This is a genomic window from Maribacter chungangensis (assembly GCF_042676845.1).
GTDB classification, from domain to species: Bacteria; Bacteroidota; Bacteroidia; order Flavobacteriales; family Flavobacteriaceae; genus Maribacter; species Maribacter chungangensis.
The window spans coordinates 25,545-49,318 of record NZ_JBHTHY010000012.1 but is presented as its reverse complement, the minus strand read 5'-3'; the positions used below and the strand labels follow the sequence as shown (position 1 = coordinate 49,318).

At 41.4% G+C, this 23,774-nt stretch carries 16 protein-coding genes; 12 read left to right on the top strand and 4 right to left on the bottom strand.

The window, feature by feature from the left end; translation table 11 throughout:
* Nucleotides 1–149: 149 nt before the first annotated feature.
* The 3 genes from pfkA to ACFQZJ_RS13780 all read left to right on the top strand — a co-directional run bounded on the left by pfkA (nt 150) and on the right by ACFQZJ_RS13780 (nt 3,098).
* Nucleotides 150–1,136: a 6-phosphofructokinase gene (pfkA, locus tag ACFQZJ_RS13790; RefSeq protein WP_379935357.1), complete on the top strand. Its 987-nt coding sequence runs from the start codon at nt 150–152 to the stop codon at nt 1,134–1,136.
* A gap of 24 nt (nt 1,137–1,160) precedes the next feature.
* Entirely contained in the window at nt 1,161–2,162 is a 1,002-nt protein-coding gene (gap, locus tag ACFQZJ_RS13785) for a type I glyceraldehyde-3-phosphate dehydrogenase (protein WP_379935356.1), read from the top strand.
* 84 nt (nt 2,163–2,246) lie between these two features.
* Entirely contained in the window at nt 2,247–3,098 is an 852-nt protein-coding gene (locus ACFQZJ_RS13780; protein WP_379935354.1) for an N-acetylglucosamine kinase, read from the top strand.
* A gap of 113 nt (nt 3,099–3,211) precedes the next feature.
* Here the strand turns inward: ACFQZJ_RS13780 and ACFQZJ_RS13775 are convergent, their stop codons facing one another.
* Entirely contained in the window at nt 3,212–3,592 is a 381-nt protein-coding gene (locus ACFQZJ_RS13775) for a RidA family protein (protein WP_379935352.1), read from the bottom strand.
* Between the two features lie 17 nt (nt 3,593–3,609).
* Complete coding sequence (locus ACFQZJ_RS13770) at nt 3,610–6,390, bottom strand: putative LPS assembly protein LptD (RefSeq protein WP_379935350.1); 2,781 nt, start codon at nt 6,388–6,390, stop codon at nt 3,610–3,612.
* A gap of 81 nt (nt 6,391–6,471) precedes the next feature.
* On the opposite strand from ACFQZJ_RS13770, the gene ACFQZJ_RS13765 reads away from it, so the two are divergent.
* The 9 genes from ACFQZJ_RS13765 to ACFQZJ_RS13725 all read left to right on the top strand — a co-directional run bounded on the left by ACFQZJ_RS13765 (nt 6,472) and on the right by ACFQZJ_RS13725 (nt 17,448).
* A complete protein-coding gene (locus ACFQZJ_RS13765; RefSeq protein ID WP_379935348.1) occupies nt 6,472–7,791 on the top strand; it encodes an N-acetylmuramoyl-L-alanine amidase family protein in 1,320 nt (439 codons plus the stop codon).
* 46 nt (nt 7,792–7,837) lie between these two features.
* Nucleotides 7,838–8,803, top strand: a complete 966-nt coding sequence (locus ACFQZJ_RS13760) for an MlaD family protein (RefSeq protein ID WP_379935346.1) — start codon at nt 7,838–7,840, stop codon at nt 8,801–8,803.
* Nucleotides 8,804–8,806: 3 nt separating this feature from the next.
* Nucleotides 8,807–10,132 carry a 4Fe-4S dicluster domain-containing protein gene (locus ACFQZJ_RS13755; protein WP_379935345.1) on the top strand — a complete coding sequence of 442 codons (1,326 nt, stop codon included), beginning with the start codon at nt 8,807–8,809 and terminating at the stop codon, nt 10,130–10,132.
* Nucleotides 10,133–10,146: 14 nt separating this feature from the next.
* Entirely contained in the window at nt 10,147–10,938 is a 792-nt protein-coding gene (locus ACFQZJ_RS13750; protein WP_379935344.1) for a (Fe-S)-binding protein, read from the top strand.
* A 13-nt stretch (nt 10,939–10,951) separates the two neighbouring features.
* Nucleotides 10,952–11,443 (top strand): ABC transporter ATPase, encoded by a 492-nt coding sequence (locus ACFQZJ_RS13745; protein WP_379935342.1) that lies wholly within the window; start codon nt 10,952–10,954, stop codon nt 11,441–11,443.
* Between the two features lie 199 nt (nt 11,444–11,642).
* A complete protein-coding gene (locus ACFQZJ_RS13740; RefSeq protein WP_379935340.1) occupies nt 11,643–14,552 on the top strand; it encodes a glycoside hydrolase family 3 N-terminal domain-containing protein in 2,910 nt (969 codons plus the stop codon).
* 17 nt (nt 14,553–14,569) lie between these two features.
* The gene (gene bshA, locus ACFQZJ_RS13735; protein WP_379935338.1) at nt 14,570–15,709 is read left to right on the top strand and encodes an N-acetyl-alpha-D-glucosaminyl L-malate synthase BshA; all 1,140 of its coding nucleotides are present in this window, start codon (nt 14,570–14,572) and stop codon (nt 15,707–15,709) included.
* Nucleotides 15,672–16,145: a hypothetical protein gene (locus ACFQZJ_RS13730; protein WP_379935505.1), complete on the top strand. Its 474-nt coding sequence runs from the start codon at nt 15,672–15,674 to the stop codon at nt 16,143–16,145. The genes bshA and ACFQZJ_RS13730 overlap by 38 nt, the downstream gene beginning before the upstream one ends.
* A gap of 121 nt (nt 16,146–16,266) precedes the next feature.
* Nucleotides 16,267–17,448, top strand: a complete 1,182-nt coding sequence (locus tag ACFQZJ_RS13725; RefSeq protein WP_379935336.1) for an OmpA family protein — start codon at nt 16,267–16,269, stop codon at nt 17,446–17,448.
* 718 nt (nt 17,449–18,166) lie between these two features.
* Here the strand turns inward: ACFQZJ_RS13725 and ACFQZJ_RS13720 are convergent.
* Both ACFQZJ_RS13720 and ACFQZJ_RS13715 read right to left on the bottom strand, forming a co-directional pair.
* Nucleotides 18,167–21,634: a PQQ-dependent sugar dehydrogenase gene (locus ACFQZJ_RS13720; RefSeq protein WP_379935334.1), complete on the bottom strand. Its 3,468-nt coding sequence runs from the start codon at nt 21,632–21,634 to the stop codon at nt 18,167–18,169.
* Between the two features lie 349 nt (nt 21,635–21,983).
* Nucleotides 21,984–23,528 (bottom strand): FAD/NAD(P)-binding protein, encoded by a 1,545-nt coding sequence (locus ACFQZJ_RS13715; RefSeq protein ID WP_379935332.1) that lies wholly within the window; start codon nt 23,526–23,528, stop codon nt 21,984–21,986.
* Nucleotides 23,529–23,774: the final 246 nt, after the last annotated feature.

Below are 23,774 nucleotides of genomic sequence, written 5' to 3'. Positions count from 1 at the left end.
TGGTATAGTGTTAGTAAATCACAGGATTTGGTGAAATTTTCATAAAAATGTAACAACGATAACGTTATCGTTATACGAATTGAAATTGCTTTCGTTTGCATTTCATTATTGCGGTAACTTTTAGTACTTTCGTTGGCTTAAATTTTTCAATGTCTACAGAAATAAAAAAAATAGGCGTACTTACATCCGGAGGAGATTCTCCGGGTATGAACGCAGCCATACGATCGGTTGTGCGGACCTGTGCATATCTTAAATTGGACTGTGTAGGGATTTACAGAGGCTACCAAGGAATGATAGAGGGTGATTTTAAGCCCATGGATGCGCGAAGCGTAAACAATATAATAAATAAGGGCGGGACCATGCTTAAATCTGCCAGGTGCAAGGAGTTTATGACACCGGAGGGCAGAAAAAGAGCTTATTCCCAATTGGTTACAGAAGGTATTGACGCCTTTGTGGTCATTGGTGGTGACGGTAGTTTTACCGGTGCCATGATTTTTAATCAAGAATACAATTTTCCTGTCATCGGTATTCCCGGTACTATAGATAACGATATTTTTGGAACTACGTTTACCTTGGGTTTCGATACCGCATTGAATACGGTAGTTGAGGCTATTGATAAAATCAGGGATACCGCTAGCTCCCACAACAGATTGTTCTTTGTGGAGGTCATGGGCAGGGATGTGGGCCATATTGCTTTAAATGCAGGTGTTGGTGCAGGTGCGGAAGAAATATTGATTCCAGAAGAAAATTTAGGTTTGGACCGTTTGTTGGAATCCTTAAAAAGAAGTAAGCAGTCCGGAAAATCGTCCAGTATCGTGATAGTGGCCGAAGGTGATAAATCTGGAAAAAATGTATTTGAACTAGCGCAATATGTAGAAGAACACCTTCCCATATACGATGTTAGGGTATCCGTGTTGGGGCACATGCAGCGCGGTGGGTCACCATCTTGCTACGATCGTGTACTGGCCAGTAGAATGGGTGTAAAAGCGGTAGAAGCCCTCCTTGAGGGTAAGACCAGTTTAATGGTAGGTGTACAGGATAATAAGTTGATCTTGACCCCTATCAACAAGGCTATCAAGGGCCATACGAAAATAGACAAGGAACTCATTAGGGTTTCAGAAATAATGACAACATAATTTTAATTTATAAACACAGATAAGATGTCAAACTTAAAGATAGGAATTAACGGATTTGGTAGAATTGGTAGACTGGTTTTCAGAACATCGGTAAAACGTGGTGATGTAGATGTAGTGGCCATCAACGATTTGTTGGATGTGGAGCACTTGGCCTACCTGTTAAAATATGATTCTGTACACGGACATTTTGATGGTACTGTTGATGTAAAGGACGGTCACTTGGTGGTAAATGGGAAAACTGTGAGAATTACCGCGGAAAGAGATCCAAAAAATATTAAATGGGATGCAGTTGGTGCCGATACCGTTGCAGAATGTACCGGTATTTTCACCACATTGGAAACTGCTCAATATCATATTGACGGCGGTGCCAAAAAAGTCGTTATTTCAGCACCTTCCAAAGATGCTCCAATGTTCGTAATGGGGGTAAACCATAAAGAAGTGAAAGCTTCCGACACTATTGTTTCAAATGCATCCTGTACAACGAACTGTTTGGCGCCAATGGCAAAAGTCCTTAACGATGCTTTTGGCATCGAAGAGGCCTTGATGACGACCGTTCATGCTACAACGGCGACCCAAATGACTGTAGATGGTCCATCCAGAAAGGACTGGCGAGGCGGCAGAAGTGCTATGTTAAACATTATCCCGGCCTCAACAGGAGCAGCGGTTGCGGTAACCAAAGTAATTCCTGAACTAAAAGGAAAGCTTACCGGTATGGCATTTAGAGTGCCAACGGCAGATGTTTCCGTGGTAGATTTAACCGTAAGATTAGAAAAAGAGACGTCGTATGCCGAGGTAAAGAAAGCGTTCAAAGATGCCTCTGAGGGGGAATTAAAAGGTGTTTTGGGGTATACGGAAGAAGCCTTGGTCTCTCAGGATTTTATAGGTGACGCAAGAACTAGTGTTTTTGATGCAGGAGCAGGAATCGAACTGAATTCCAAGTTTTTCAAATTGATTTGCTGGTACGATAACGAAGCAGGTTTCTCCAATAAAATGGTAGACCTTATCCACCACGTAAACACCTTATAGGAATCCGCATAGGTTTTACACAAATTTTCCTGAAAATGAGGGTATTTTTCCTTATTTTCAGGATTCTTTTTAATATATAGATTTATGATTTTAATAGTTGACAGTGGTGCTACAAAATCGGATTGGATTGCTTTGGACGACAAAGGAAACCAACTATTTTTAACACAGACCTTGGGGCTAAGTCCAGAGGTGCTCACCAAAGAGGTGATAGAAGATCGGTTGGCCAATAACTTTGAGCTGTCCAAGAACCGGGAGCAGGTTACACATCTATATTTTTATGGTGCCGGTTGTGGTACCGATAGGATGAAGATATTCTTAAGGGAAATATTCAAGGACTTTTTTCCAAACGCGAAGGCCGATGTTAAGGAGGATACCTATGCCGCTATTTTCGCTACTACAAAAATTGGTACGCAGGGCATTGTTTGTATCTTGGGCACCGGGTCCAATTGTAGTTATTACGACGGTCACCAGCTATTTCAAAAAGTGACCTCACTGGGTTATATTCCTATGGACGATGGTAGTGGCAATTTCTTTGGGCGCAAACTAATACGTGACTATTATTTCCATAAAATGCCCCAAGACCTGGGTATCAAATTTGCCAAGGAATACAATCTAGAAGCCGATCATATAAAAGAAAACTTATACAAACAGCCCAATCCCAATACCTATTTGGCCACATTTGCCCGTTTTCTTATTGAGAACAAGGAGCACCCATACTCCAAAGGAGTCATTGATAAGGGTTTTCAGCAGTTCATAAACAACTATATTATGCAGTTTGAATTGGCTACCAAAGTGCCGATCAATTTCGTAGGTAGTATCGCTCACTATTTGCGCGATGAACTCGTAACGGTACTAGAGCGAAATGATTTGATTGTTGGCGTTATTAGGCAGCGTCCTATCGAAGGTTTGGTAGAGTTCCATAGGGAAAATATGTAGCCCAATCCGGTTATGGTTGAGGTGTTTTTTTTTTGGGCCCTACAAGAAGTATAGGGCCCAAAAAAAATTACCAAATAACTATTAGGGTGGGTTATCTTTCTGCCGCCTTTCGTCTACTTGGCTGCAATCATAGAAATCTCCACACGTACAAACTTAGGAAGGTTTGCTACTTCTACGGTTTCCCTGGCAGGTGCGGTTTCAGGGTTAAAATAGGATCCGTACACTTCATTTACTTCGGAAAATTGATGCATATCCTTTAAGAAAATCGTGGATTTTACCACGTGCTCAAAAGTCATGTTGGCAGATTTTAAAATGGCGCTAAGATTTTCCATGCATCTGTTGGTTTCTTTTTTGATGTCACCTTCGATCAGTGTCCCTGTTTTAGGATCCATTGGAATTTGACCTGAGATGAACAAGGTGTTGCCGCTTAGCACTGCTTGGTTGTAGGGTCCTATTGGAGCTGGTGCATCATCGGTGTTGATTATCTTTTTCATTTTAATGATTTTTTAGATTAATTTCTAATTGGTTGACTTCTATTTTCCCATTTAAGGTCGCTAAGTATAGAGGCATCTATACCAATAAAGAAAAACCATCTTTTAAACTGGCCAAAAGGTGTCCAATTGAAACGCATGTTAAAGCTCCCTAAATTTCGTTCAAAACGCAACTGGGTAAGGGTAAAGCCAGAGTTTTGAAAGTCGTATCCGGATGAACCGCCTACTTTCCATCTTGGAGACAGTTCTATATCTCCCGAGAACATAAGGGAATGGTTGCCAAAGGTGTTTTCCCGGGCTCTGTTATTATATCCGGCGGTATAGGCCAATCTAAAATTCCACGGAATCTTTGTTCCGTATCTGGGATTTTCAATATCACCGTCCGGTTTGGAGTCCATTGGTCTGTCTTGGAAGCTGTCCGCCCTACCAAAAAGGTCGTCTGTTCTACCACCACTTTGCGCTACATAGTCAAAGGGGTCTTCTTCCTCCTCTTCTTCATCTTTGTTCTTTCCAAACATATCGCTACTAATGGAGTAGGTAATGTTGGTCTGCGCCCTAGTAAGCCTAAGAAGGCTTCCCCCATTGTTAATGTTCAATGTATTGATACGGGTGCCATTATTATCTATAGCATAAGGGTCCAAGTTGGCAGAAAAGTTAATGGACATTTTGTTGTTCAATATAGTAGTGCCTCCATTGAGGTTCAAGGGGCTAAGCTTTAACGAATCCGATTCAAAATTATAGGCACTGGAAATGTTTAGGTTACTTAGAAGGGGTATTTTTTTTGCTTCTAATTTGGTAGAGTCCTTGTCCCTTACTTTGGCTTCCAAAACGTTGGCCACTGAGAAGCTAAGGGCATTGGAGCGTCCCAATCTTGGTACACCGTTTAGAGTTCCTTGGAAACGGGTGTATTCAACCACATTTCCGTTACCATCTAGATATTGATCATAAAATTGGTCAAAGGATGGTGCGTATCCATAGCTTATAGAGGGGCGTACAATATGTCGTATAGCCTGTATCTTTTTGTCCTCGCCAAAATCAAAGGTACCATAGATCGTTGTTCCTACACTGGCACTAAAATTATATTGATTAAAGCGATCAAACCCACTGATCGTATCTCGCACAACTGTATTGGTCTCCGGATCAAAACGTTGTTCAAAGGTCTCTAAGGTCCAAACATCCTCATAGTTTGCACTTGTACTTACGCTAAAGAACTTGGCAACCTTAAAGTTGGTGCTTATAGGTATGCGATGCCTAGCGCCGAATCTAGCGTTATCGAACATTCTACTGGTTAGGAAATCCTGGTCATTGGTGGTGAGTCTGTTCTGTGCGTTTAAATCGTACTGAAAATTTATATTTTGTATAAATCCTTTTTTGATACCGTCCCGCTTTGCAAACGGGAAGATCCGTTCCATACTGGTTTGTAATGTAGGCAGGGTCATGGTAATATTATCCGGGTTGTCTTCTTGGGCCGTTGGCGAGGTCAACTGCGAATGGGTTGCCGTTAAACTCATATTTACCGATGGATATGCCGGAAAGGTCTTGGAGTAGGATATCGAAGAGGATAAGGTATTGTTTTGCGTATTGGGTAAATTTCGCTGTTGTAAGGAGTTTCTATAAAATTCACTACTCCCTAGATTCACCGAAGCGGAAAATCTCGAATTTGGACTTGCTTTGGTGTCCTGTGAGTGGGAAATCTGGATATTATAATTTTTGGATAAACTATAATCGCTGAATCCTTTTTGACTACGCACTTGGTTTTCGTACCTGAAATTAATATTCCCTCTGTATTTATAACGTTTTGTATATACGGATGCCGCCCGCATGCCCCAGCTGCCATTTGTGTAAAAATCTCCCGAAAAGGTAATATCGGCATAATCGCCTAAGGGCACATAGTATCCCATGTCCTGCAAAAAGTAGCCTGTATTTGGGTCGTTGCCAAAAGAAGGCATCAATACGCCTGCGGCCCGCCCAACGGCAAGTGGAAAATAGGCAAAAGGCATAAATATAGGCGTAGGTACGTCCTCTATGTAAATGTTGCTGAATCCTGCTATTACCTTTTTCTTAGGAACAAATTTCGCTTTGTTTACCCTGATGTAATAATCAGGATTTATGGTGTCTTCTGCAGTGGTTATTTTAGCTTCACTTAAAAAATAAACGGAGTCGTTTTCCTTTTTGGTGACCTCTGCATATACTTTCATGGCGTCACTGCCCAGAGCTCCTGCCGCCGCTTGCTGTTCTGTCCTAGAATTGAAAATAATCGCTTTTTGGGTGTCAAAATTAAAGCGAATGGAATCCGGTATTACAATTTGGGAACCTTGTTTAAAATACGGAAGCTGTGTGTAGTTGCCCAAGGAGTCCTTTAACCTGCCCGCATAGACCTCATTTTTTACGTAGTCCATGGTAATAACGCCTGCTTTTAGCTCGGTATCCTGGTAGTAGATCTCGGCCTCGTTATACAGATAAATCTTATTCTCTTTTTGGCTTAGTCTTACATAATCCTTTGCTTTGTAGGTTATTTTGTCTAACAGTAAAGGTGGTTTTTGGTTTAAACTATCGGTGGCCACGGAATCCTTTACAACGCCATTGCTTTCTAAAGGCGCAAGAAAAAGAGGCGCTATAATAGTATCCTGCACAGCTTTTACGGTTAGCGGTACAACTTTTTGCTCCTGAGCTGTACTGGTAAATGCGCCAACAAAAAGAATGCAGAGGAAAAGTACGTAGTGTTTATTTGATTGCAAGGCTTTATATCCTATTTTTGTAAAGGTATGGCAATCCAATGGGACATTGGTTTCAGTTGTCAAACTTACATATATTTTTTATTCCCTAAGTAGGGTATTACCATAATTTTAACCATAACAAGGGCTTTAAAAACCCACATTAACATGAAAATTAAATCGCTCCTGTCCATTTTCTTTTTAGCGTTTTCTTTGCTTTTATTTTCGTTTACACCGTTTTATAGTCAAACAGAATCGGTGGATCCCTTTGTGGTAGTCTTGGATGCCGGTCATGGAGGCCATGATCCGGGTAATTTGGGAAATGGTTATTTGGAGAAGAATATAGCCCTGAATATCGTTTTAAAGGTGGGCAAACTGCTAGAAGAGCACAAGGATATCAAAGTTATCTATACTCGTAAGGACGATACGTTCATAGACCTTTTTGTGAGAGGTGAAATAGCGAACAAGGCAAATGCCGACCTTTTTGTTTCCGTACATTGCGATTCACATACCTCGGATGCCCATGGGGCGGGAACCTTTGTATTGGGACTGCATGCGAACGAGCAGAATTTTGAAATAGCCAAAAAGGAAAACTCCGTAATTTACCTAGAGGATAATTACGAGACCAGGTATGCCGATTATGATATTAATTCTCCGGAATCCGTAATTGGGCTAACCATTATGCAAGAAGAATTTTTAGATCAGAGCATAGCCTTGGCCAAAATGATCCAGGATAACTTTTCGGATAAGTTAAAGCGAAACAATAGAAAAGTAAAGCAAGCCGGCTTTATCGTATTACATCAGACCTTTATGCCCAGCGTGTTAGTGGAAACCGGTTTTTTAACCAACAAGAACGAAGGAGCCTACCTTAATTCCGGTAAAGGACAGGCAGAGATGGGTACGGCAATTGCAGATGCTATTTTAAAGTACAGAGATGCTGTGAAAATGAATACCACATTTAACGAGGAGGACGAGCCGGTGGCCCAGGTAGCAGAGGTGAAAGTTCCTAAGCCAACTTCAGATGCGTCTGTTTCTGAGAAATCTGCCGAGAAAACTAAGGAAGTCGTACCGCAAATCGAAGATAAGGTGGCAGAGGTGATGCCCGATGTAGTGCCGGATACAAAACCGGACATGGAGAATACAACGGCAAAAAACGAGGAAAAAATCCCTGTTTTGACTGATACTTCGAATAGCGGCCAACCAGAAACTAGAACGCCAACATCGAATATAGAGTTCAAAGTACAGCTGATGGCAAGCGGTAAGGACCTGCCGTCCGATTCTCCTTATTTTAAGGGTTTGAACCTTATTTCTAAAGAGCCTTACAAGAATATGTACCGGTATTTGTACGGCAAAACACGGTCGCATAGAGAAGCGGAAATGATGAAGTCCAAAGCTGCCTCTAGAGGATTTACCACGGCTTATATCGTTGCTTATCGTGACGGTTCCAGGATTTCAATTGGTGAAGCCTTAAAGGAGGTTTCGCAATAATCATAATAATTATTCTACTTTTGTTGATAACCTTAAATCCAATTTTTTGAAACTATCCAGGGAACTTAAAACAGGAATAATAGTCATTGGCGGAATCTTACTTTTTATAATGGGATTTAGTTACCTGAAATCTACTCCGCTTTTTGATAATAGTAAAACCCTTTATGCCGTGTATCCTAACGTTGGAGGCTTACAATCCGGAACCGTAGTTTCCATAAACGGGTACGGTGTGGGAAAAGTGAACGACATTCGATTTATAGATAACCAAGGGAATCTTGTAGTGACCTTTACGGTAAGCAGTGAGTTTGAATTTTCTAAAAATAGCAGGGTAGAGCTTTATGACACCGGTATTATAGGTGGTAAGGGCTTGCAGATTATGCCTGTTTTTGACGGGTCGGGCAATGTGCAATCCGGAGACACCCTAAGAACGGATACTAGGCCGGGACTTACAGAACTGGCACAGCAAAAACTAACGCCGTTGTTCAAGAAATTTGAATCTGCGGTTACGGACGCCGATTCGGTGTTGATCAATGTAAACGATGTTTTGGATGCAAATACAAGGAACGATTTAAGAAAGGCTATTAACGGTTTGAGTAATCTTATGGTGAGCCTTAACGGGAGTGCAGCTACCTTGGACAAGTTGTTAAAGGATAATCAGGGCAAGTTGGGCAGTTCCTTGGAGAATTTTGATGTGCTTACCTCAAATTTTGCCAAATTATCGGATTCTTTAAATAATGCAGGACTTGGAAGTACCTTGGCCAGTCTGCAAACGACCGTGGCCAGTTTGAGCACTATTATGTCAAAATTGGAAAAGGGAGACGGTACCCTTGGTAAATTGATGAACGATAAGGAACTTTATTCCAATTTAACCAGTGCTTCCAGAGAATTAGATTTGCTCCTACAGGACTTTCGTTTAAATCCAAAACGTTATGTGAATGTTTCTGTGTTTGGTAAAAAGCAAACGGATTATGCTGTTCCCGAGGATGATCCGGCAGAAATCATAGAAAATTAAGTTATGCAGTATATACCAAATGTCTTGTTCGCCGTTGTTCTGATTTTAGGAATCGGCTTTTTTGTGCGGAATGTGGGTCGGTTAAAACGGAACATTTTTTTGGGAAAGGAGCTTCGGGTAAATGATAACAAGGGTCAGCGATGGAAAAATATGGCCAACATTGCCCTTGGGCAAAGCAAGATGGTGGTGCGGCCTGTTTCCGGTTTTCTGCACATCATAGTGTATGTAGGTTTTGTGATTATCAATATTGAAGTGCTCGAAATTATCATTGATGGACTTTTAGGTACACATAGAATATTTTCTGGACTAGGAATTGTTTATGATGCATTGATAGCCTCATTTGAAATTTTGGCTTTCTTGGTAATCGTAGCCGTCGTTGTTTTTTGGATACGTAGAAATGTGATACGTCTCAAAAGATTCATAAAACCGGAAATGGAAGGCTGGCCAAAAAAAGACGGAAACCTCATTCTTTATATAGAGGTAGTCTTGATGCTACTTTTCTTAACAATGAACGCGGCAGATTTTCAGTTGCAACAATTGGGTTCGGCACATTACGCACAAGCAGGTTCATTTCCTATCAGTCAGTTCATTTCTGTCGGATTTCAAGGATTCTCCGAAGCTACCTTGATATTGATCGAGAGAACCGCATGGTGGATGCATATCATAGGTATTCTGTTCTTTTTAAATTATCTCTACTACAGTAAGCACCTGCATATTTTATTGGCTTTTCCAAATACCTACTATGGCAAGCTTAGACCAAAAGGGCAGTTGCCGAATTTGGAATCGGTTACCAATGAGGTGAAATTGATGATGGATCCGTCCGCAGATCCCTTTGCGGCACCTGCAGCGGATGCCCCGGTACCTGAAAAATTCGGTGCCTCGGATGTGCAGGACTTAAATTGGGTGCAATTAATGAACGCATACACCTGCACGGAATGTGGGCGATGCACGGACGAATGTCCTGCCAATCAAACCGGTAAAAAGTTGTCTCCCAGAAAAATAATGATGGATACCCGGGACCGCTTGGAAGAAGTTGGCAGGAACATCGACGCGAATAAAGGGGTTTTTAAGGAGGATGGAAAACAATTATTGGACAGCTATATCACAAAAGAGGAACTATGGGCATGTACCTCATGTAATGCTTGTGTTGAAGCATGTCCGGTAAGCATAGACCCATTGTCCATTATTATGGATATGCGCCAGTATTTGGTGATGGAGCAATCTGCCGCACCAACCGATTTGAACAATATGATGGGGAATATTGAAAACAATGGTGCTCCATGGCCGTTTAACCAAATGGACAGATTGAACTGGAGCAAGGAATCATAAATACAAAGAACACTATGTCAACTGAATTGAAAGTACCTACGATGGCCGAATTATTTGCAGCCGGACAACAACCCGAGGTTTTGTTCTGGGTAGGTTGTGCAGGAAGTTTTGACGATAGGGCCAAAAAGATTACCAAGGCCTTTGTAAAGATATTGAACAAGGCAGAAGTGTCTTTTGCGGTATTGGGCACGGAAGAAAGCTGCACCGGTGATCCTGCCAAAAGATCGGGTAACGAGTTTTTATTTCAGATGCAGGCCGTCACAAATATAGAGGTAATGAACGCTTATGGCATAAAAAAGGTAGTTACGGCATGTCCACATTGTTTTAATACCCTTAAGAACGAATACCCCGGACTTGGTGGCAATTATGATGTTGTGCATCATACCCAGTTCCTAAAGGATTTGTTGGACGAAGGTCGAATAAGCATGGAAGGAGGCAGCTTCAAAGGCAAAAGAATAACGTTTCACGACCCTTGCTATTTAGGCAGGGCTAACGGAGTTTACGAGGCACCAAGGGAACTGATCAGAAAATTGGATGCCGAACTTGTAGAGATGAAAAGTTGTAAGTCGCGCGGTTTGTGTTGTGGTGCCGGTGGGGCACAAATGTTCAAGGAGGCTGAAAAAGGGGATAAAGAGGTAAATATCCTACGTACGGAGCAAGCCTTGGAGACACAACCGCAAATTATAGCCGCTGGTTGTCCTTTTTGCAATACCATGATGACCGATGGTGTAAAGAACAAGGAAAAAGAGACATCGATTGCCGTGATGGATATTGCGGAATTGATCGCAACTGCAGAAGAACTTTAAACATGCCCCAAAGATGCTAGTAGATTTTAATACATTACCGGATACGGCCAGAATATGGATTTATCAGGCCAGTCGAAGTTTTACGCCAGAAGAGTTGGCAGCTATCAATACCGAGCTAAGCGATTTTCTAGTGCATTGGACGGCGCATGGTAATGATCTAAAGGCAGGGTTCGAGATACGTTACAAGCGGTTCTTGGTAATTGCCCTAGATCAGAGTGCTCAATCCGCTACAGGTTGCTCCATTGACGCATCTGTACATTTTATTCAGCAACTGGAAAAAACCTACAAGGTAGACCTGTTGGATAAAATGAACGTATCCTATAAGCAAGGAGAATTCGTGGCTTACAAAACCTTGTTGGAATTCAAGGCGATGGCCAAACAAAAAGCTATTTCAAAAAACACTATCGTTTTTAATAATCTGGTGGCTACCAAAGCGGAATATAAGGAGCATTGGGAGGTTCCGGCCTCCGATAGTTGGCATGCCCGTTTTGTTCAAGTGAAATAAGTTCGGGACATGCGCCCGGCATTCGCAAAAGTATGGGCTAAAAATTCCTTGGCAATGTGAAAACAACTTGGCTATAGGCAATTGGGTTTCAGTTTTACAATCCTGTTAAAGCAGCTTTAAATACCCTATTTTACTTGGTTATATCGATGAAATGCAATAATTTTCGTTGTTTTAAGTTATCTCCATACATTTAAAACTCATGCGTTCGTTTTTAACTTCATTTTTATCTTTAGTAAGTATGTTTATGGTCAGTGGTCAAAACCCGCTGGTGACCACCGATAGCTTAGCTCAAAAGCAATGGGTAGATCTTAAGTATAAAGGTATGACCTTGGAGCAAAAGATCGGTCAATTGTTCATGGTAAGTATCGAATCCAGGCAAAGCAAGGCTGCTACCGATGGCGTCAAAGATTTAATAGCCAGGCACCAAATAGGTGGTGTAATATTTTCAAGGGGCGGTCCTGTTAGGCAGGCACAGCTGTGTAACGAATATCAATCGGTATCAAAGCTTCCGCTGCTCATAGCAATGGATGCGGAATGGGGACTTTCCATGCGGCTAGATTCTACTTATGCGTTTCCATGGAATATGACCTTGGGCGCGATTTCAGATAATTCGGTAGTGGAAAAGGTTGGGAAACAAATTGGCAAGCATGCCAACAGGCTAGGGGTGCATATCAACTTTGCACCGGATATCGACATCAACACAAATCCAAAAAATCCCATTATCGGAAACCGTTCTTTTGGTGAAAACAGGGAGAATGTGGCAGAAAAGGGAATAGCCTTTATGAAAGGGATGGAAAGCGTTGGAGTCTTATCCAGCGGCAAACATTTTCCGGGTCACGGGGATACGGCCGTTGACTCACATCATGCCTTGCCGTTTCTTAATTTTTCAAAGGAGCGCTTAGATAGCTTAGAGCTCTATCCTTTTAGGCAATTGATAAAAAATGGATTGAGCAGTGTTATGGTCGCCCATTTGGAGGTGCCAGCACTTGAACTAAAAAAAGGTCTACCGTCTTCCTTGTCCGAACAAATTATATCCGGTGTTCTAAAGGATAAAATGGGTTTTGAAGGACTCGTCTTTACGGATGCCCTAAATATGAAAGGCGCAACCGAATATGGCACCAATGGCGAGGTGGAACTCGCTGCTTTTATTGCAGGAAACGATATATTGTTAATGCCGGAAAATGTAGCACAGGCAAAAGAAAAACTTCTAAAGGCCTATAAAACCGGCAGAATTACCGAAAAACGCTTGGCTACATCGGTAAAAAAGATACTCATGGCCAAATATAAGGTTGGTTTGCAAAATTATAAACCAATTAAAATTGAAAACTTATATGAGGATTTAAATTCGCTGGAAGACGATCTTATATACGAAGAGGCCATAGAGGAAGCAATAACTGTTTTAAAGAATAACTTTGATATTCTTGGAATAAAGAATTTACAGAATAAAAAGATAGCTTATGTGAAGTTCGGGGATGCTCCTAACGATGACTTTGTACAAACCCTAAAAAAGTATGCCAGTGTAACCCAGGTGAACGGTAGTGATATAGGAACCTTGAAGAAAAAGCTATCAGATTACAACCTTATTATAATCGGGCATCATAAAAGTAACGATAGTCCTTGGAAGTCGTATAATTTTTCCAACAAGGAACTTTCATGGCTTCAAGAAATTTCAAATTTGAGGTCTTCTAACCTAGTGCTATGTGTGTTCGCAAAACCGTATGCACTTTCAAAGATATCCACATTTCAAAATATTGACGCGGTAGTCATGTCATATCAAAATAGCGCCATTGCCCAGAAAAAGACGGCCGAACTGCTTTTTGGGGCTGTGGGTTCTTCGGGTACCATTCCGGTGAGTACCAATTCGGAATTTCCTATTGGTACGGGAATACGGTTAAAGTCCATGAAAAGGTTGGGCTATACGCATCCGGAAAGGGTAGGTATGAGCTCCAAAAAATTGGCGGAGGTAGACAGGTTGGTACAAGACGGTTTGGATAGTCTTATGTTCCCGGGGGCACAAGTACTTGTTTCGAGAAAAGGAAAGGTCGTATATAGTAAAAGTTTCGGCAAACCCACATACGACTCCAAAGACAGCATTTCCAATGAATCTATCTATGATCTGGCATCGCTTACCAAAATCTTGGCCACATTGCCTATGGTCATGAAAATGGAAGAAGAGGGTAAGATAGCATTGAACGATACGTTTGAGCAACTGGAACCAAGATACACCGATACCGAAATAAAAAATGTAACCGTGTTGAAGGCGCTGTCTCATTATGGGAGGTTACCTGCGTGGATTCCGTTTTACATCAATACCTTGGATGAGAATAAAAAACCCTCCAAATTATTGTACAGAACAGAACCAACGGTTGGTTTTACCAATAAGGTGTCGGATAACCTTTATATTATAGATTCGTATAAGGACTCCATTTATGACCGTATTGGCCGTCAAGATTTGAAGTCCAATCGGTATCGATATAGCGATGTTCCGTATTATGTAATGAAGAAATATATAGAAGATACCTATTCGGAACGTCTTGATGTTCTTTCCGATAATTTCCTATACGCCAGATTGGGTGCAAACTACACAGGATTTAATCCGTTGGACCGCTTTGCTAAAAATCAAATTGTTCCTTCCGAAGAGGATACCTATTATCGGTACCAGACCGTTCAAGGCTACGTGCACGACATGGGTGCGGCCATGCAAGGTGGGGTAGGAGGACATGCGGGTCTATTTAGCAACGCCAATGATATTGCCAAAATAATGCAAATGTATTTGCAACAGGGCTATTATGGTGGCACTCAATTCTTTAACTTTAGAACTGTAGAAAAGTTTAATAAATGCTATTTCTGTGATAAGAACGTAAGGCGTGGTGTCGGTTTCGATAAGCCCCAATTACAAAATAGTGGCCCCACTTGTGGTTGTGTTTCTAGAAAGAGTTTTGGCCATAGCGGTTTCACCGGAACCTATACCTGGGCAGACCCTGAAGAGGAAATCGTCTATGTCTTTTTATCCAATAGGACCTATCCTAGCGCCTCCAATAGGCTTTTAGTTAAATCTGGGTTAAGAACAAGGATTCAGCAAGCGATTTACGATTCAATTCTAAATTAAAATGTAATTTTGCCAAGATGAAAGTAGCCATAGTATGTTACCCTACCTTTGGTGGTAGCGGTGTTGTAGCAACAGAACTTGGAATTGCCTTGGCCAATAGGGGACACGAGGTTCACTTTGTAACCTATAGGCAGCCGGTACGGTTAGAGTTATTGAACAACAATATTTACTTTCACGAGGTACACGTACCCGAGTATCCTCTTTTTCATTATCAACCTTATGAACTTGCGCTTTCCAGTAAATTGGTGGATACCATTAAGCTACATAAAATAGATTTGCTGCACGTGCATTACGCCATACCACATGCTTATGCTGGTTATATGGCCAAAAAAATGTTGGAAGAGGAGGGCATCTATATCCCAATGATCACCACCTTGCATGGAACCGATATTACCTTGGTAGGCAAACACCCATTTTATAAGCCTGCGGTAACGTTTAGCATTAATAAGTCCGATGTGGTAACCTCCGTTTCCGAAAATTTAAAACAGCGCACCTTGGATATTTTTGATATTAAGGGAGACATCGAAGTCATTCCCAACTTCATTGATACCACTAAATATAAAAACACATTTACCGATTGCCAACGTTCCAATATGGCCAAGGATAATGAACGCATCGTTACGCACATCAGTAATTTTAGAAAGGTAAAGCGTATACCGGACGTTATTCGAATATTTCACAAAATACAAGAAAAAATTCCCGCTAAATTGATTATGGTGGGAGAGGGGCCGGAAAAGGAAGGAGCGGAACAGTTGTGCGAAAAGTTGGGTATAGCGGACCGCGTAATATTTTTGGGAAACAGCCACGAGATAGACAAGATCCTCTGTTTTTCGGATTTATTTCTATTGCCATCTGAATCTGAAAGTTTTGGCCTTGCAGCGCTCGAAGCAATGGTGAACAAGGTAGCGGTAATTTCAAGTAACGCAGGGGGCATTCCTGAAGTTAATATCCACGGTGTCACCGGTTTTTTAAGTGAAATCGGGGATATAGACGATATGGCAAAGAACGCCATTACTATTCTTGACAGTGACGAAACCTTAGAGGAGTTTAAGCTGAATGCTGTACGTGAATCCCATAAATTCGATATACATAGTGTCTTACCTCTGTACGAGGAAGTTTATGAAAGAGCGTATAAAAGTAGGTTTCTTAATGCTTAGGCTGGTACTACCATTGTTTTGTATGTCCTTGGGGCTTTTTACTTCATGTAAAACAAAAAAAAACAGTTTTAACGAGCAAACAGCGGCTTCGAATATGGTACTTATACTTCAAGATGACCATAGCGGAGCAACCGCTGAGGAGTTACTGATAATCAAAAATCAAAAATCGTTACAAACATTTTTCGCAAAAATCAATAAAACCAGAAAACCTGGGCTGCCTCTTCCCGAAATCGACTTTAAATCCAATATGTTGCTTGTTTGGTGTGCAGGAGAAACTACCGAAGCAAGGCCTGGTCTTATATTTCTAAAAGAAACCCCGGAATCCTATACGGTCAGCAAGGTAATTCCAAAAAAGAAATCTAAAAATAAAGCGGTAACCAGCCCTTTTTTAATCTACCGACTTCCGTTAAGCGATAAGAAAATTATCATTGAATAGGTCTTACGACCGATAAAATAGCGTGTTTAACTATCCAACGAATATTCCTACATTACGTAGGTGATTTTTGATGTTATTGGATAATTGAATTACTTTAGCCTATTCAAATAATACATAAATTATGAAAGCTCCATTTCTTTCTTTGCTAATTGCCGCAGTACTTTTTTGTACAACTATAAGTGCGCAAGAAGATTTACAGATTACCGCAAAGGACAGTATTGTTCAAAGCTCCTGGATTTTTGGTGTAGGAGTAAACGCCGTTGATGATTCCGGTAATGTTTTTAGTGGTTTGTTTAACGTGTCGGACGAATGGAATATGGTTCCTTTCCCATCTAGGATAAGTATCGGAAGATATTTTAAGAGCGGATTGGGAATCGAAGCCATAGGAACTTACAACCAGTATATGGAAGGGAATATTATCGATGGGGTTCCTAGTCCTGAAAATATAGACTATTTTGGAATGGATGCTCGTCTTACTTATGATTTAAATAAGATTATTGGTCAGACAGGATGGTTTGATCCTTATGTAGGTGTAGGTATAGGTTATACGGATGCTAACAGATTAGGTAGGGGAACCTATAACGCTGCGGTTGGATTTAGAACCTGGTTTTCAGATAGATGGGGTTTAGATTTTAATTCAACTGGAAAATGGTCTATTGGAAGTGAGAATGGTGTAACCAACCATATCCAGCATGCTGCGGGTGTGGTATATCAGTTCGGTATTGAAAAAGGACTTTCTAAAAGGGGAGAGGAAAAACTTGAATTGTTAGCAGCTATAGAAAAAGAGAAGCAGCGACAAATGGATTCCATCGCCGAGGTCAACAAGCAAAAGGAAGCGCTGTTGTTGGCAGAACGTTTAAAGAAAGAAAAGGAAGAAGCGGCACTAGCATCGGCAGAGGAGGCCAGATTAAAGGCAGAAAGGGATCGAAAAGACGCCATAGAAAAACGTATCGCGGATTTAGGTTATGTGTATTTTGATTTAAATTCTTCGGTACTAACAAAGCAGTCTAAGGATATTTTAAATTCCTTAGCGGCTATTTTAGAGGAAATTCCGACCTTGGAATTAAAGATAACATCGCATACAGATTCTCGTGGAGACTCGAAATATAATGACTGGCTATCCGAAAGAAGAGTAAAAAGTACTAAGGATTATTTGATTTCTAAAGGTATAGACTCTTCTAAACTAAGTACTGAATCCTATGGGGAGCGGCAGCTATTGAATGAATGTAGTGATGGTACGTACTGCCCGGAAGAGAAACATAAGGTAAATAGGAGATCCGAGTTTCTGGTTTTGGAACTGTAATACCGGTCTTAAAAAAGATTGGCGAGGAAGAGACCTAATTAAATTTTAAAAAAGCATTGATCTGTTTTCTGGTCAATGCTTTTTTTTATTGGTTTGAAACTGTAAGTAATGATTTTTCCCCTAACCCAGATGATACCAATCTACGTTTTGAATGTCGTATTGAAAATTTGAATTATTTTTTTCTCAGTTTAGGAATGAAATCTAAACATAGCATTAGCTATGGTTCTATTTTATGACGACTAATGAGTAAAAAAGAAACTTGTTTTATGCGACAGCTAGAGTTAAAAATGGTATTATGCATAAGTCTTTTGTCATAAGGGTGCAAAGCCCTATAAAATCAAGACTTTTGCGATTGAGGCATAGCCATCGCTAAGGTGATCGAGCGAAAGACGGTACAACGATTGAGTTTGCAGGGATTTGCAGCCGTAATAGAATTTCTAGGGCATAATCTGGGTTTAACACCTCGTGGGCTTGTCCCAAGGCAGTTGAACGCACTTGCTTTGCACTACCTCATTCTCGTTTGGGTTGAATGGGAATGGTCGATCGCTTTTGCCTCCTTGACCAGTTGTAAGTACTATTTTATTATGGGGAGTTAACTGTTATGAACTATGTTTCTTTATTGGAGCGAATGCAGTTGTCGCGCACGGGAGGGATTCGTTTAAGGAGTTAAAGGACCTACTTGGTTTTCTCGGCGTAATTTAAATGGGTAATATGGCTATCATTTTATCAGCTTAAATCCTTTATTGATGTTGGTTCCTTTAAGGTGTAACATGTAATGTCCTCGTCTTAAGTGTTCGGTGTCTATTGTAATGGTTTCATCATCGGTAGTATAGCTTTCAGTATGCAGAAGTTTTCCAGATGCGGTGTACAAGGAGATTACTATTCGTTCATCTGTTAAATAACGCATGTCTACATTGACAAAATCGGTAATGGGGTTTGGGTATACGATAAACGCGTCTTTTTGGGCTATCGTTTCTCTGTATACACCTTGGCATAGCGTATCAGAGCTTACCTCCAAAAGATTTATGTCTTGGGTCAGTTCTAAAGTGATCTCGTTCAATTCGGTTTCCGAAAGCGTCCCGTTCCAAGTGATGTAGTATTTAGTGGCACCGCTAAGGTTCAGCGTAACAAGGGTACCGGCATCGTTCAAGGACGAACGTACCTCAATGTCAACCACCGAATTTTCTATTTCTAGGGGATAGCATCGCTCCAAATTATTGGTTGATAACCCAATACAGAGCTCATAGCTACCACTATCCAGATTTTCAATTGCGAGTATATCGGTAAATTCAAAGGTGTCAATAGTTTGGGAATCTTTTAAAAGGGATGCCACGTATGTGCCGGTTACGGAGGCTGTCAATTGTAATGTGCCATTTGGACTCGTAGTGCAGGAACTAGCAGTGGTGGTAAGGGAAAACCGATCATCTGGAAACTCGGTTGCCGCACAACCATTGCTATCCACTACCGCTCCTATGCTTGTATTTGTACATTGATCAAGGTCGTTGGTAATACCATCTTGGTCGTCATCCAATTGGGAGGGAGCGCATCCATTTTCGTTTACCGCTTCATTGGTCGGGCTGTTGGGGCATACATCCGCAGCATTTTCTATTCCGTCACCATCGGTATCCGGAACGCTGTTCACGGATAGTTCTAAACGTTCCACACAACCTATGGCGGTAATGTAGGTATATGTTCCTGCGTCGTCGGCGGTCACGGAGTCGAGGGTATAATCGCCCGTAACAGTTTCTCCATTGGGTAGGGTCAAGGTAAAATCAGCGGTGTTGGGCAGCATGCCAAGAACGAGGCTGCTTCCTTCGTTCAATGAGACCGTATTGCTGCCACTATCCAAAATACCGTTTACGGTATACACTGGTGTAATGCTGTTCGGTGTGCAGAAACTTTCTCCCCAAATGGCTAGGTTATTGTTTTGAACACCTCCGGCGATGTCAAAAATACCGCCTACATACAATAAATTTGCACCTGAATCGAAAGCTAGGCTTCCTACCGTAGAATTTACACCAACTTCCATATCCTGTCCCAGTGCTTCCCATCCTTTTTCAGCACTCCAACGGGCTATGTTGTTTACAATTTTATTAGTTTGCCCTATGTCGCTTGCCGTTTCAAAGTTTCCACCGGCATACACATTGTTTCCGTTAAGGGCAATTGCATTTACGCTACCGCTAAGACCAAGACCCAGTGTTTCCCATGTCTCGTTGGTGAAATCAAATCTGGCAATTCTATTCGCGGCTTTATTTCCGGCAAGGTTGAAGTTGCCACCGGCGTATAAAAAATTATCCGTTATGGCAATGGCCTGTACAAAACCACTGGTTCCTTCTTCCAACGCGGACCAGTTAGCCCCGTCCCACTTTGCTATACGCGCAGTAGGGACACCTCCAGCAGCATCAAAATTACCACCTATATAGAGATGGTTAGAGCCATCGAAAGCTAAGCTTCTGATTTCATTATTGGTACCGGCGATTCCGGTCGCTGTATCCGCTAGGCCTAGCCAACTGTCTCCTTGCCAACTCGCAATGTTGTTTACCCTTGCCGTGCCTGCATTAGAAAAGACACCCCCGGCAAATAGCGTCCCTTCCTGGTCAAACCTTATTGCTAGAATGGGGCCATTGGTACCTTCGTCCAACGCACTCCAAACCGATCCGTTCCAAAATGCAATATTATTGGCGGAAACACCTCCAATTTGTGTGAATTCACCTGCAACGAAGATATTTCCGTTAGGCGCAATGGCGATCGAGTAGATAGGTCCGTTACTGCCGGTGCCAAAGGGTTGCCATTGTTTCTCTGGGGTAATGACGGCCAGATTAGCTGCAGAAACCCCACCTACATTCGAAAAGTTGCCACCAACATAGATAGTGTTGTCGGAGGCTATTGCAATGGTTTCTACCGTGCCATCTGTTCCGCTGGAAATTCCGGTCCATTCTCCAATACCGTTGATGGCCGTATTTACCGGTTCCATTACGGTTTCGGTTAACTTAAAAAGCTTTGCGTTAGTGCCATAACCGGAAAAGTAGAGTTCCCCAGCTTCGTCCTCGCCAAAAGATGAAATAGATTCCCCGCTGGCTCGGAACAGTAACTCGGAATTCGCGGCACCAGTACCCTCGTTGTAGGTTAATGCCCAAACCCTGCCTGTTAAATAATCACCAAAAATGTATTTGTTCTGTAGGGAAGCCGATGTAAGGTTCCCGCGATACACATATCCGCCCGTAATAGATTTATCACCGGCAGTATGATCATAGGAAAAAATAGGTTTAATGTCCGGGGTTGTTGTAAGGCCTGGTGTGGTTCGGTAGTTTGCGTTTGCCTCGAACCTGTTCCAGCCGTAATTTCCTCCGTTGGAAATAATATTGATTTCCTCGCTGGCATTTTGACCAACATCCGCGCCCCATAGCCTTCCTGTTACATCAAATGACATTTTCCAAGTATTCCGGATACCCCAAGCATAGATTTCATCGAGTCCGGATTGTCCAATTCTTGGATTATCTGATGGTATTTCATAGTTCCCATTGGGTAGCTCGGGATTACGCTCTACTGGATTGTCGCCGTTAATGTCAACATCTATCCTAAGGATGCTTCCAAATATCGAATTTAAATTTTGTGCGTTACCGAGTGGGTCTCCGCCACCGCCACCGTCACCTACGGATATATACAGATAGCCATCTGGCCCAAAGGTGATTTTCCCTCCGTTATGATTGGATTCCGCCTGATTTTTCATGAACTGGGCAATAACAGTTTCGCTATTGGGATCTATAAGATTTGGGTCGGAACTGCTTACCTGAAATCGTGAAATATTTATTCTGTAATTGTTTGGACTGTCAATGTAATACACAAAAATATAACCGTTGCTTTCAAATTCGGGATGAAAGGCCAACCCTAATAGGCCTATTTCCTGACCGGAACTGTAGGATACTTTTTTGGAAATATCCAAAAACGTTCGAACTTGTTCGCTTGTCACTTGATCAGTGTTGGGAAAAACCTTGATGGTTCCTTGTTGCTCCACTACAAAGAGCCGATTGGAACCATCGGAGGCATTTTGTATCTCTACAGGAAGGTTGAAGCTGAGGCTGGGGAATGCTTCTTCATAGGAGATTTGACCATGGGAGGTGACAAAACCATAAAAGAATAGAAAGCAAAAAAAAGCTGATTTGCAGCGTAGGAAAAATATGTGCATGTAGGGGATTTAAACATAACAAAGATACGTAGATCATACGTAGTTTGGATTTTCCTAACAAGTATAAATTTTGAGTTATTTCATAAAAAATGACAAACAAAAGATAAGAAAGGTATACTTTAATATAGCGATGTTGCTACTTCTTATGGTGGTTATCCTGTTGATAGGTCACCTTGCTGTTTTTCCATTTTAAATAGTTAACACTGCTTGTTTTTACTTGGTGCCACAGAGGTGTTGAACATATCTTTTACAATGGTGGGCAAAAACAACATAAGAAAATCCTAGACCGGCCAATAAAAAGTAACAGTAATTTAGAGATTTTAAATTACAAATTAACTTCGTAAAAAAGCTAGTTTAAACTGGACATAAGATTTTTGGAAAGAACGGAACTGGACCAGATAATTCGTACGCAATGTTCCAGGTGCCAAAATATTCTATCCTCGATTTGATTCCCTGCCAAAAGTGGTCCGGCCACAAAAAGATTTTCGGATGCTTGCATGCGGTCGTCTACTTGAAATCCAATATTGGAAGCGTTGGGGGTGCAAAGTTTATCGCTGATGAGATTCTTTAAAAATGGCGTTAGACCTTCGGAAGTAAGGTTAACACTTCCCAAGCAGTTTACGATCAGGTTAAAAGGTTCGGAACTCTCCTCGGAACGTGATGCCGCTTCGGTAGGTTTGTAGTGTAGTATAAGGCCATCGGTGTTTTCTTCAATCCTAACAAATCTGCCTTTTATGTGTGTAAACCTATTTTCTTTCATTAGGTTGTCTACAACGGAAAGGTAATGGTTTCCGGCACAACGTTGTCGCCTTCCTATTTGATTGCCATGAAAGCAGGCAAAATTCAGCAGTTCTTCCTTACTTAATTTTGGTAATAAACTCCCAAAACCTTTAGAAATTATTCCCACGGTAGTGGCCGCGCCCAAAGCTTGTTCTTCAGCGATGTCTATGTCTTTATGGGCCGCCTCCGCAATTAATTTGGCCGTAAGTGAATCCGATGTTGCAAGGGATTCTAAATGTTTGGCTTTGAATTCTTTAGCTCTAATCGGGTCAAAGGTTCCATCGGGCATCACGCCATGGGAAGATAACGTTTTGAAGGTCGTCTTGTATTCCTCCATGGGAAGTTTGTCACAAATCTTGTACAACATTTCCAACCCACTGGCATTGGCTCCTAGTACCGCAATTTTGGTAGGAAGATGTTTATTTTCACGTGCTTTGATAAACGAGGCAATTCTTGCCATGTTCTCTTCCATTCCTTCACCGTAGGGAGCGTCTATATATAGTTTGTTTATAGTTTCTTTGGTTTCCTTGTTGTATAGTTTTTTATAGGGAAGCGAACCAATGGAGAGTACTACTTTTTCAACCGTTAAGTGGCTATTGTCATCGAAAGTTAGGGTAAATGTACCACCTTCCTTAGTAACGGATTTTGTTTCTTTTTGAAGGTATTCCAAAGTTAACCTTTCTTCAGCTACCAATTTATCTACTCTTTTTACCACTTCTCTGTGTATGTATCGGCCAAAGAAAAATCTGGGTACATACAAATCGTCCCAGTCACCATTTTTGTAAAGAGGACTGTTATCGGCTACCCATTTAGCTGCATATCGGCCTCCGTTCGCCAAAAATTCCTGGGCCAGTTCGTCAATGTTTTCGTTCAACCAATTTTTGTAGTGGGTTCGGTGCGGTTCCGAAATAAAATTTTTCAAATCCTGAATCAATAGCACTGATTTTCCAGAGCGCTCACCATACGGCATCCCTTTAAAAAAATCGGCACTTTTATCAATAATATATAAGGTGATTTTTTCTTTTGAGGCGTCATTGTCCAATGCTTCCAAGAAGGGAATTAAAGTGTAACTCGTGGCTATTCCTGCGCCGATAAATGCAATTTTTGTTGACATGGAGTTGAAAAATTGATTAGTAAAATGTAAAAATGATAAAATTAAGACTGACTACCCGTGTTTTTACTTTTTTTTGTGACCAAGTAAACGGATTTATCGTTTATCTACTAGTAATAAAAATCAAGCAGTTAGGTAACACTGAAAATCATACGTCAAAGTGCCCCGATTTCATCCTCGGAAATTGTTTTGGATTTATACATACTATAGTCTTTTGTAGTTTTATAAATCCCGGAAAACCCACGTAAA